The organism is Chryseobacterium sp. JK1 (assembly GCF_050632815.1).
Lineage (GTDB): Bacteria > Bacteroidota > Bacteroidia > Flavobacteriales > Weeksellaceae > Chryseobacterium.
Genome location: NZ_JBODRU010000007.1, coordinates 152,294 through 164,766, shown reverse-complemented (window position 1 = coordinate 164,766; position 12,473 = coordinate 152,294). Strand labels below are relative to the sequence as shown.

Annotated in this window: 7 protein-coding genes; all 7 read left to right on the top strand. The window is 35.1% G+C overall.

Annotated elements, in window-relative coordinates:
* Positions 1-4 precede the first annotated feature (4 nt).
* From ACQ76T_RS23905 to ACQ76T_RS23875, 7 genes are read left to right on the top strand one after another with little or no spacing between them, the layout of a single operon-like run.
* Positions 5-4,828, top strand: coding sequence for a phage tail tape measure protein (locus ACQ76T_RS23905; protein WP_431345696.1), 4,824 nt, complete (start codon positions 5-7; stop codon positions 4,826-4,828).
* Positions 4,825-8,049: a hypothetical protein gene (locus ACQ76T_RS23900; protein WP_431345695.1), complete on the top strand. Its 3,225-nt coding sequence runs from the start codon at positions 4,825-4,827 to the stop codon at positions 8,047-8,049. The genes ACQ76T_RS23905 and ACQ76T_RS23900 overlap by 4 nt, the downstream gene beginning before the upstream one ends.
* A 54-nt stretch (positions 8,050-8,103) precedes the next feature.
* Entirely contained in the window at positions 8,104-8,970 is an 867-nt protein-coding gene (locus ACQ76T_RS23895) for a hypothetical protein (RefSeq protein ID WP_431345694.1), read from the top strand.
* Positions 8,970-10,724 carry a hypothetical protein gene (locus ACQ76T_RS23890; RefSeq protein ID WP_431345693.1) on the top strand — a complete coding sequence of 585 codons (1,755 nt, stop codon included), beginning with the start codon at positions 8,970-8,972 and terminating at the stop codon, positions 10,722-10,724. The genes ACQ76T_RS23895 and ACQ76T_RS23890 overlap by 1 nt, the downstream gene beginning before the upstream one ends.
* Before the next feature lie 24 nt (positions 10,725-10,748).
* Positions 10,749-11,306: a hypothetical protein gene (locus ACQ76T_RS23885; protein ID WP_431345692.1), complete on the top strand. Its 558-nt coding sequence runs from the start codon at positions 10,749-10,751 to the stop codon at positions 11,304-11,306.
* A complete protein-coding gene (locus ACQ76T_RS23880; RefSeq protein WP_431345691.1) occupies positions 11,269-11,844 on the top strand; it encodes a hypothetical protein in 576 nt (191 codons plus the stop codon). The genes ACQ76T_RS23885 and ACQ76T_RS23880 overlap by 38 nt, the downstream gene beginning before the upstream one ends.
* Positions 11,841-12,281, top strand: a complete 441-nt coding sequence (locus tag ACQ76T_RS23875; protein WP_431345690.1) for a lysozyme — start codon at positions 11,841-11,843, stop codon at positions 12,279-12,281. The genes ACQ76T_RS23880 and ACQ76T_RS23875 overlap by 4 nt, the downstream gene beginning before the upstream one ends.
* Positions 12,282-12,473: the final 192 nt, after the last annotated feature.

Genomic DNA, 12,473 nt, shown 5'->3' with positions numbered 1-12,473 from the left:
GGAAATGTCGGAGAGATTAGCGGTAATACAGAGTGATGTAACAGTAAAAGAAATAAATGAGATAGATAATAATGTGCAAAAATTAGTAAGTAGTTTTAATTCACTATTATCAATTACAGACGCAGTTAACAAATCATTTCAAACTGGAAAGCCTAAGGATTATGCAAATGGGCTTAAACAAGCTAAAACACTTGCTCAGGAGCTAGCAAATGTAGAAAAGGAACTAGCAAGCGTTAAGTTAAAATTAGCCCAAATAGAAACTCAGGAAACTAAAACCATTGTAGAACAATACAAAGCCAGGAAAGAAGCCGCTAACGCTGCCACTGCAGAAGCAAGGACAGAGCGTCAACAGCAAATACAGTCTCAGGCAAGTGCGAGCGCATATCAAAAAGTCTCGCAAGAAGCGAATAAATTAAAAAGACAAGCCAAAGACCTTGAAGCAGAAATTCTTCTGCTTACAAGAGATTTCAAGACTGGCGTAATATCTCAGGAACGCTATAATCAAGAATTAGGAAAGCTTCAGTCGCAATTCTCACAAGTTGTTGGTAAAGCCAGACAATTAGACTCCGAGCTTAAAAGAATTGATGCAAATGTAGGTGATAGGCAGAGAAATGTCGGTAATTACCAACAATCCGCACTGTCTGGAGTTAAGCAGTTGGAGTCACAGATCAAATCAATGATTACAATGTATGTAGGTTTTCAGGCTGTAGTTACTGGAGCAGGAAAACTAATGCATAATAATTACGAGTTATCAGATGCTTTGGTTGATCTTCAGATTCGTTTGAACGGAAATAAACAAGCAGCTGATGAACTCTTTGAATCATTAAAGCAAATTGACACCAGGACAAGTTTAGGGGAACTCGTTAATACAGCTTCGTTAGTTGCTAAAAAAGGAGTGGCTAAAGATGAAATTGAAGGTATCACAAAAGCCTTGGATGATTATTTTATTGTTGCTGGAAAAGAAGCCGGGAATAGGGAAGAGGGTACGGCATCAATTATCAAACTTATTTCCATTTTTAATGAAGACAAGCATATAACCGCCGAGCGTGTTACAGAAATTTCAACCGCACTTGTTAAGCTTCAAAACTCCGGAGTGGCTACAGGAGCTAGAATGATTGATGTAGCAGAAAGGATTGGTGCTATCAGAGGGTTAACAGGGGTTACTTTACCTCAGGTTTTAGGTTTCGCTGCCGCAATTGAGCAGCTTGGGCAGAAAAGTGAGGTTGCAGGAACTGCCGGAATGCAGATATTGACAAAGATCCTTTCTGACATGCCTAAGTACGCAAAATTAGCAAATGTATCTGTTAAGGAATTAAGAAAAGCGTATAGTGAAAATCCTTTTGAAGCTGTAGTGATGGTAGCCGAAGGAGTTCTAAAAAGCGGAGACTTTGAAAGAATATCTCAAGATTTGGAAGAAGTAGGAGTAAGGGGAGCAAGAGTTAAAGGAGTTTTAGGAGACATTGCCGGAAATGCAGATTTCGTTCGTAAAAGAATTAAAGATGCGGGACTTGCGATTAATCAAACCGGATACCTTTCTGAAACAGCGGCTTTAAAACAGGAAACGTATGCTGCGACAGTTGATAAAATCAAAAAGGAATTTGAATTAATAGGAGATTCAAAAGGGTTTATGAATTTTTTAAAAGGTTCTTCTAATCTTCTCATGAATTTTATAAAATTAATTACTGCAATTCCTTTTAGCGTTGTAATTACCGGAATAACACTAATGACCGCTGCATGGGCTTACTATAAAGGCGTTGCCATTCAAGCTGCAATAGCTACAGCATGGAATAATTCTGAAAGTTTATTAGGAATTGTTCGTAATACAGCTGCTAAATTGGGTCTAGTTAGCGAAACAGCAGCAAGAAGGGCCCAGACGGCTGCTATTCAAGCTGATACTTTGGCGAGGAATGTAAATATTGCAAGCCTTGAAAATCAAATTGTTCAAGAAAGGTTCGCTATTGCATCTATTCAAAGTCAAATAGTAACAACAGAAGCTGAAATGATTGCTAAAAGACAGCAGATCGCCACTAGAGAAGCTCATATAGTTGCTTTAGAAGCTGAAATTATAGCTACAAGAGAAGCGGCGGTAGCACAGGCAGCTTTAAATACGACAACAAAGGCATCACCATTAGGGGTAATATTAGGCTTGCTTGCTTTAGCAATTCCATTATTAATAACATATGCCGATAAGACTGATAAAGTAGCGATAAAGACAAGAACCGCAGCAGATAATCAAAAGGACCTTAATGACGCAATGAGCAAGGGAGCGAAAAATGCGGGCGATGAAGCATTTGAAATGGATAATTTATATAGAAAAGCTACCGATGCAAATGGAGCTATTAAAGATAAGCAAGCGGCCGTCAAGCAACTCCAAGAACAATTCCCTTCATATTTTGGTCAGATAAACGAGGAAATTATCATGAATGGAAAGGCCGAGGCAAGTTACATAAAACTTAAAAATGCAATTGTAGCGTCTGCTAGAGCCGAAGCTATTAAGGATAAATTAAAAGGTAGAGAATCTGAAAGGCTCTCAAAAGAGGAATTACTAAGAAGAGAACTAGATCAGGAACTTGAAAACAGAAAGAAATATAAGCTTCAGGCAGACTTAGGATTGGACGAAACATCTACTATTGATAATGGAGACGGTAAGGAAATATTTATCAAAAAAGATAGCAAGAAACTATACGAAGCAAGTACTATAAGGGCGTATAATATAATTAAAACGCTTAATGATAATAGAAAAAATTATAGAAAAGAAGATAAAATCCTACTTGATCAGATGGAGATAGATCTGAAAAATTCTGAGAAATATAGAGAAGATAGAGCAAATATGCTAGGGAAATTTGCTAAAAATGGAGATGATGAAAAAGAGAAAAAAGAGAAAGCATATACCGGTGCAAAATATACTGGAGAGCAGAAGGACTATATAATGAGGCTTGAATCCGTCAGAGATAAAGAGCTGTCTATTAACGAGAAAAAATATATTGATGGCGAATTGTCCTTAAAGGAATACTTAGAAAAAAGCAAAAATCTAAATATTAGTTATTTAGATGATAAAATTAAATATTTAAAAGGCGCCAATGCTAAAGAGGAGTCTGAGATTTCTAAAGCGGAGCTAGAAAAAGCAAAAATAACTAGAGACACTCAAAAAAAGATATTTGAAATTGATAGCAAAAATCTAGAAGAGAATTTTAAGATGAGATCCAACACTCTGGAAAGGCAATCTAAGGATCTTGAAAAATCGGATTATTTAACCGACTTCGATAAACTCAATAATTTAATTCAATTGGATAGTCAAATGCTATCTGAAACAAGTTCTTTCTACGAAAAGCAGATTGAATTAGCGCAAAATGCAGCTCAGGAAACTGTTGAATTAGAGCGAAAACGAGATGAGGAAATTGGAAAAATTGAAGATCAGAGATATGACAGGATAAAATCAATCACTGAAGCTGTAAAAAAGGATATAGAGACAAGATCAAGCTATGATAAAACATTTGGATCAATATCTCAAGAAGAGCAAAAGGCGGTTATTTTAAATAATAAAAAATTAACAATTGCAGAGAGAGAATACCGTTTAAGTGTCCTTGAAAAGAACAATCAGATAGAAGTTAATAAACTTGAATTAAAGAGGCTTGAATTACTATCAGATCAGCTTTCCACTAAAATAGCAATTAATCAAAATGGGTTTGCTACTCCAGCGGATTTTAAAGAAGCTGCTGATTTAAAAGCGCAAATCGAAGCTATAAAAAATGAAATTAAAGAGCTTAATTTAGAAATTATTGAAACTCTAAGCCCTAAGGATAACGCAACCAAGGATGTTATAATGGGTGGGCTAAAGGACTTAGGTTTTGACCATGTGTCTGATCAATTCGGCGTTATGTTTGACAAGATCAAGCAGCAAACGGCAGATTGGAAGGATTATTCTTTATTGGCGGCATCCGCAGTTCTGGAAGGCTTATCAATGCTGAGTCAACACCAAAAAGAAAAAACTATTGCTGACCTTGACGAGCAGCTTAAAAAATCCCAAGAAGTTACAGATCAAGAGGTGGGATTTATAAATTCCAGATTAGATGCATTAAATGCTATGGGAGATCTTACTGCAGAGCAGATAACTGAAAGGAATAGGCTGGAAGACGAAGCTAGAGTTTATCAAGACCAACAAAGGGAAAGGGAAAAGCTTATTGAGACTCAAAAAGCTAAAGCAGAACAAAAAGCAGCGGCACAACAAGCTCTCATAAATGGAGCCTTAGCTGCAACAATGACATTAGGTCAAATGGGATTTATTGCCGGAGCAATTCCTGCAGGTTTGGCTTTAGCTTTTGGTATCGCTCAATCTATTGCCATCATGTCAAAAGATCCGGTTCCGAAGTACTGGACCGGAAGAAAAGGAGGAAAGGCAGAGTTTGCTATCACACAGGATAGAGGACGTGAAATTATTGCCGGAGAAGATGGAAGGATTAAATCTTTAGGATCAGATTCAGGAGACAAGATGACGTGGTTGGATAAAGGAGATACTGTTTACACGGCAAATGAAACGAAAAGCATTTTAAAATCACTGGGCCCAGATGCGCAAGTCGGCAAAAAATTATTCAGAAACATCGCTCAAAAAAGTTTAATCGCTCCTCAAATGACGGTTCTAATGAAGACTGTGGATAATTCAGATGCAATAGCTGAAAAATTAGGAAAGAAGATTGATCAGTCGTTTGCAAAGTATACTCATCCAACAATCGAAAAAAGAAATGGAATGATTATAAGGTATAGAGGATCTCAAAATGGAGAGGTGATAGGAGAATATGATAATAACGGAAATGAAACTTACTACTCATGATAAGCATTAGAAACATAGTACACGAAAACGGAATTAAAAAGATTTTCAAATTCATTGTACCCTCTGGATCTTCTTTCCAGGGGGAATACAAAATAGAAATGCCGGATGGTTGGAATGATGTGGATTCCATAATTAATATTGATGATGAAAACTTTAGAGTTAAAGATTTCATTATTGGAGAAAACACTAAGCTTAAATTCTACCAATATGATGATGACGTGGCATATAACGTTCTTGAAAATGTATATGAAGAACAAAAAGGTGACGGAAGGATAATATTTAAATGGATTGCAGTAAAAGATGGTATTGAGTACGATCTTCTAAAGGATAATTTTGAAGTGAATATGAATAAATATTCGCGGACTTTCGATAAAAGTAATTTCAAAATTGAAATTGAACTTATTAAAAGTGAAGCTCAAAACAAATTATTTAATCGTGACGATGTAACAATTGATCTATTTGCCTTAAAGGATATTGATGAAAACGAGATTACGCCTGTTGAAACTTATAAAATTGGTTATAAAAAAGGAAATAGGAAACAATCAAACTTCTATTCATGGGATATATCTCAGGATGATTTCACACTTGATTCTAGAACAGATCATTTTGTTGCATTTCATAGGTCTGATGATTATCAATTTGGAAACAATACTAATGAATATTGTGGCTTTAAAAATATGAACTTTGGAACAATAGGGACGATAAGATCAGATGAAGGGCCATTTGTTACCACAGACATTACTTTGAAGTCAATAAAAATAGAAATAAGCAATATGCATTTTGTATTTAAAAGAAGTAATAATACAGCTCCTGCAGTTAGACTATGTGCAATTATTAGAGGACCAGGACAATATTATGCACAAGAATTAGTAAAGGCAGAAATGTTTCCCACGGAATCTGAGATTAAGATTAACAATGATACGTTTAATCTGTCTAATATGACCAATAATTCAAATAACCTAATGCCAGGCCAATCTCTTTCTTTTCTTTTTGTAACTGACGACCCGAATGATAAATTTACATTTCATTCGATTAAAACAAATACAAGTATTGAGATAACGACTAATATGGAATCTCCAATTGTTAGCACAAAAGGTGTAAGAATATTTGATGCTTTGAACCAGGTTGTTAAAAATTACACAAGTTCTAAGCTGAGCTTAATAAGTAACTATATAGGCCCAGGAGGAATATATTTTAATACATCAATTTCTACAGGGATTTATTTAAGAGGCCTACCTCCGGTTTACACTGTGGGTCAGAAGATTAAAACTTCTTTAAAATCAATAATGTCAGACGGATTGTCTAAACTCCTTGCATTAGGGTATGATATTTTAGATAACAAAGTAATTGTTGAAGATATTGGATATTTTTTCAAAGATATTAACTCTTATGATTTATCTGAAAAACTCTATTTAAAAGATGATTTTAAATTTGAAAACGACAAAGATGTAGTATTTAATTCTCTGCTTTTCGGATCAAAGAAATATTCAAAAAATGTAAAAGACGATATTCAGAATTTTATTACCGCATCAGAGTTTACTACACCAATTGTCAGCGTCAAAAATAAATTAGATAAGCAAACGGATCTAATTATTGATGAGTATAAAATACAGGAACTTATTGAAGACAATAGTTCTTCAACTAATGATAATGATGATGATCTCGTAATGATTGATATGATCAATAAATCAGATTATTTGGATAATGGAATTTTTGCAAATTGTAAGCATGCAAATAAAGAAGGTAAATTAACCCTTACTTGTACTACGACTCCATTTGACACTACGATGATGGAAGTAGGCACTATGATCCAAATTTTAGAAGGTATTAATACTGGAAAATGGGTTATATTAAAAATAGATAAAGCGGAGCTAACACTCAGTAAAACCTCCCAAATACAAGAGGGAGTTTTTGACACGCCAATTAGATACTTAATACCTTCATTGATCAAAAACAGATCAATGAATGATGGTTTTACAGATTCAGATGAAATAAGAAACCCTGAAACTTCTACGAATGCAAGGCATAATCCTAAATATCATATGGCCAGATGGTCGGCATGGTTTGGTAGTGGATTAAGAAAGAAAAAGGACACTGATTTAATCAAGGTTACCAATTACAAAAACAATAGTAAGGCTAAAATGAGAGCTAACTCTATGGATCTTATTAATGAACTTCAGGGATTGATAGAAGTGGGAGCGAATGAAACACTAGCAAGGTTAAGAGAATATTCCCAACCGTTTTTTTCCGGTGACAGAATAGAAATTTCGTATTCAGACGTTACATTCGAAGAGTTTATATCTCTTTATGAAAATTGGAGGTATGGCCATGATAATGATAGGATGAAAAGCAGAGGTAGTATTATTGTTAACACGCCAATGGGAATAAGCGAAATCTTTCCATTCGGTGACGGTGCATTTTCTCACAGCAGAAAAGATAATGTGTTGAGCATAAAAGGAAAGGTAAAAGGGAAATTCGCTGCCAAACCTGTTTTATTAAGTGTTAATCAGTTGGACCGCAATACAGTTGAACTTACATGGGATTATGATCAAACTTACGTAAACCCTAAAATAGACATTCAGTATACTTTAGATGGTTTTGTGTGGACTACTATAAAGCAAGTTCAAAATCTGAAACAGGATATAGTAAGCTCAGACGTTTTTAATGAATTAATGACGGGAACTAGTGTTCACTTTAGGATTCTCGTGTCAACCGATGACTTATTAAATAAAGCCTCAAACACCCTTTCTATTAATTGGAAATTCAATGATTATGTAATTCAATTAATAAGCAAGACGGAGAGCGCAGATTGTGGAAATAGTCGTTTAATACTTGATATTACTGGCACTGTTAGCTTGAATTTAAGCGTGGACTATGAGTTTGTACCAAGTGGCGGTAAGGTTAGTTTAGCTAATACATCAAATAATACAGATGATTTAAATTACACTTCTCCATATGGCCAGGATTCTGATGATGGTAACATTGGTAAGGTAATTAATATAAACAATGAAACTAAGAGGTTGATTATTGATTTGGTTAACAGCGACAAAAACGTTAATTCAGAACCGTTGAATTGTCGTTTCGGAGATACTACAGTTGGCGTTTTTGCAAATTCAACTATTAAATTTAAAAATACCACAACCAATCAAACAGATGAATTTTATTTGTCAGCTATAAATATTAAGAAATACATTGCATTCTCTACACCTCCAGAAATATAAAAAGATCATTACGCCCTCATAAAGGGGTAATGTAAGCAGATATAGATTTGTATCATGCAGAAATTCTGGTATCACAGCCCTGTAAGGTTTTATAGAACTTCGGAAGAACTCGAAGACATGACCAATCCACAAAACACACAGTTTTATGGACATAAAGAGCCTTATCCTTTGCAGGTGAAAGAGTATCATAGATTTTTAATTCCAAACTATAAAAATGAAGTAGGATCTGATCTGAAGCTGTTCTTAATAGCTGAAGATGAAACAGAAATACACTGTCAATTTGGAATAAGCGAAGGTAAACTATTTAGGCTTACCTTTATTTGTTTTGAAGAAATTCAAGGTCATTTTGAGATACGAAATGAAATTGGTGATATTCTTTATTATTCAAACTGTGTAAAATTCACTGATAGTACCGATGCTGATGGCCGTCAATTTATTCGAGTTGCGACTAAATGCGCCTACAATAGAAACCTTTTTTCATATGCCAATAATAGACATGACTGGATGATCACCAATCTACCTGCTTATTGTATGGGAGAGTTTACTATTGATGAAGAATTAACTACCGCTAAGTCAGGGAACGATTCAACAATTATCAAAGATGGATGGTCGGAAGAAGTTGTAAGCTATAGGGTATTAGCCGAAGGGGATAACAATATCCTGTCCTTTATTGCCGTACATACCATGAATAAGGATTTCTACATAGATGGAACCAAAAGAACGCGAAAAGAGAAATTAGAGACTACAGATCATACATCCGAAATAGAAGTAAAGTTTACCAATCAAAAAGATGAAAACGGACTCAATATTTTATTGGATGAAAAGGAAATATTTGCCGATGTGATAAAATTCGCACTAGGTAATGACGATAAAACAAAGATTTACACATACGATAATAACAAAGCAATACAGACAAGATAATGACCGAATTAAATTCAAAAGCATTTATTGATGTAGAACCAATATCGGAGCTTCCTGAAAAAACTTCACTAGAACCGGGAGGGCATATGCTATATCAAGCTGCGGATGGAAAGACCTATAGAATAGGCACAATTTCATTTTATCCATTGTTGAAAAACATTAAACCAATTTCCCCTAGTGATAGGGGGCCATTTGACGCTGATACTTTATACAAACCAGCTGTATATGCAAAAGATGGAACGGAATATCCAAATCTTATGCCTGCAGAGGATGAAAATGGAAATCCTACAATTTTAAAAGCCGTTGAAGGGTATGACACATTGTTTTACAATAATGGAACAGCTTGGATTATTATAAAAAATAAAATGCCTGAGCCCTCTAACATTACGCCAGACCGAACAACATTTTTTGACTCGGTGAATTTATCAAATCCTGATAAGCTAGAAATTAACAGAAATGTTGATGAAAAAACAGGATTGTATAGTGACACGCCTGATTACGATTTATTTAAATTAATTGAAGTCAAAGAAAATACTAATTATTCATGGAATACAGTTACAAGGGCGGCATGGTATGATAAGGATCTTAATTTTTTAAGTGGATTTTTGGATGTGACAGGTATACCATCTACGCATTCATCACCATATAACGCGCGTTTTGTATCATTTTCTGTATTAACAGGAGCTCAAATTATGATGAATGAGGGCGCTCCGTTGGATTATGCGCCGTATCAAGCAACAATTAAAAGAGAGTATATTGGAAAAGTACAGCCAGATGATATTGTTGATGGGTCTATTGCCAAAGAAAAGCTTCAAAATTATAAAGGTTCTGACACGTTAAGTAATATGTTTTTATTTGGTGCGGGTAATTGGAATTCAACCGGAGAGCACTCATTTGCTATTGGACCCGAAGCGTTAGAGAGTGTTCAATCAGCAGGTGCTATTGTTGCAATTGGATCACGCGCTTTGAAAAATCACAAAAGTCAAAATAGCAATGTTGCCATAGGCGCTGACGCGATGATGAATTCGGAAACATGTAACGATTGTTCGTTAATAGGTCACGAAGCCGGATTAAATATGGTGGGGGGTGTAGGTGATACAGGTATGGGTCGAAGATCTTTAGCTAGAGCTGCATGGGCTAGTAATAATACTGCTTTTGGTGATTCTACACTATTTCGAAATAAAGCAGCACAAGGCAGTGATATAAGTGCGGGAAACGTTGCCGTTGGGTATGTATCAATGGAGTATGGGTTTTATAATACAGCAACTGTTGGAATAGGAAGGGCAGCGGGAAGATTTACAAACTCAACCAATAATGTTTTAATAGGAGACGCCGTGCTTTATGGTCGGGAATTATCACATGAGGATAAAGAAGGAACTACTGTTGATGTTATTACCGCTGCTGAAAATGTTACTGCAATAGGTGCTATGGCTATGAACCAAGCAAAGAATGGCTGCCATGAAAATACAGTTGTTGGACAGTTAGGATTGTATCAAGTGGAAGGAATTAGAAATACTACAGTAGGCCTTCAATCAGGTTATAATGTTACGACAGGCAATGGAAATACATTTATAGGATGGTGTGCAGATGTGACAACTGGATCAGTATCAAATTCAATAGCAATAGGCTATAATGTAAAAACGACAAAAAGTAACCAGGTTGTAATTGGTAATACAGATAATGATGAATTTGTTTTCGCGGGTGTTGTGTTCTCAAAAGAGCAATTAGAAGCATTAAAGGCTTTAGTAAGCTAATTCAATAAAAAATATTAAAATGAAATGGCGAATCCAATATCTATTTTCATAGTCAATAATCTGCTTTCAATACACTCAGGATCTGTTGTAAGTAAAGTTAGTGCAACATTTAAACTTGCGGTAGTTCCTGCAGTTGGTATTTCTATATCAGAGCGGTTTACTGGATGGTATATTGATGCTCAATTTTTCATAATACTTTTAACTGGAGGTTTACTGGGAGATTTGATTATCGGTATTATTAAACATTTAAAATTGAACAGTTTTTCATTTAAAAAAATGCTGTTAGGATTCACTTTAAAAATGGCGATCATAACAATAGCGTATTTCTTTACAGAGGCTATTCTGCAAATTATTTCAGAAGGCGAAATGGATAGTATTTATTTTAAAGTAATATCCAAGCTGGCAATATTTTTATTTCCCGCCGGAAACGCTGCAATTAATATGGGCATTATTACTAATGGCAAATTTCCGCCGTTAGGATTTTTAATGAAGTTTGAAAAATTCAATAAAACACTTGATGTTAATATATTCAAAGAAAAGCAAAATGAAAGCGAAAATACTGATAATAATACTACTGAGTAGTTTTCTGCTCGGCTGTAAGACTAAGCACAAAACATCCTTTTATTCAAAAGAGGGTAGAACTGATATTGAGAGGATAACATTAGATTCCGTGAAAGAAAAATCCGTGAAAGAGTCCACTAAAAAAGTTGTGGATCACACGATAAAAAAACAGATGGAAGACTTCTCAGGGGATATTGTGATCCGGGGAAAATCAGATACATTGAACCCGTTGATATTTCATAACGTAATTTCCGGAGACACTTTGCAAAGTATCGTCATACGGGGCACGGCTGATTATTACATCAACAGCTACTACCGGAAGGCTACCGAAGACAAAAAAGAAAAGTCCAGTGAGGAAAAAACAAATATCATTCAGGAGCTGGCAAAAGATGCAGTATCCAAAGAAACAATTAAGAAAGTTGCTGCTGAAGTCGAGAAGAAAACCAATGACATTAAAACGAAAGGTTTTCAAGCCGGAGCCTGGATTGTTCTGACGGTATTAGGAGTCGTTGCAATCGTAATATTTGGAATTTATAAATACGTAAAAAGAAAGAAATGAAAACATCAAAAAAAGGCATAGACTTAATATTGTCATTCGAGGGGTTTAGTTCAAAGCCTTATCTGGACTCTGCAGGAATTCCAACAATAGGTTATGGAAATACTTATTATCCAGGAGGAAAAAAGGTGACAATGAAGGATCCGGCTATCACAAAGGAGAAAGGAGCAGAATTATTTGCGTCGGTCCTACCTACTTATGAAAAGATTGTCAACTCAAATGTGAAAGTTCCATTGACTCAGAATCAATTTGATGCGTTGGTATCCCATGCATACAATACCGGAGGATCAGACGGTTTGTTTTCGCTTGTCAATAAAAAAGCAGGTGAAGTTGCAATCAGAAATTGGTTCACTACAAAATACATTACTGCTGGAGGCAAAGTCTTAAACGGGCTAATCCGGAGAAGAAAAGCAGAGGCTGATTTGTTCTTTGCGAAATAAGCTGAAGTACTACAAGACCGTTTTTAAATAAAATAGCCTCCAACTAAGGAGGCTGTTTTTATTTTATTTTTAATTTTTCATTTGAATACATAGTTTTAAAAACCATGGTAGTCATTTTTGATTGCAGTCGTTTTCATAATTTTTCTAGTGTTAATGTTATATAATATAAGTTGATTTGTTACCGCAAAGATA

Coding starts and splice junctions, on each gene's coding strand:
- ACQ76T_RS23905 (WP_431345696.1), top strand. CDS start 5: ATGTCGGAGAGATTAGCGGTAATACAGAGTGATGTAACAGTAAAAGAA.
- ACQ76T_RS23900 (WP_431345695.1), top strand. CDS start 4,825: ATGATAAGCATTAGAAACATAGTACACGAAAACGGAATTAAAAAGATT.
- ACQ76T_RS23895 (WP_431345694.1), top strand. CDS start 8,104: ATGCAGAAATTCTGGTATCACAGCCCTGTAAGGTTTTATAGAACTTCG.
- ACQ76T_RS23890 (WP_431345693.1), top strand. CDS start 8,970: ATGACCGAATTAAATTCAAAAGCATTTATTGATGTAGAACCAATATCG.
- ACQ76T_RS23885 (WP_431345692.1), top strand. CDS start 10,749: ATGGCGAATCCAATATCTATTTTCATAGTCAATAATCTGCTTTCAATA.
- ACQ76T_RS23880 (WP_431345691.1), top strand. CDS start 11,269: ATGAAAGCGAAAATACTGATAATAATACTACTGAGTAGTTTTCTGCTC.
- ACQ76T_RS23875 (WP_431345690.1), top strand. CDS start 11,841: ATGAAAACATCAAAAAAAGGCATAGACTTAATATTGTCATTCGAGGGG.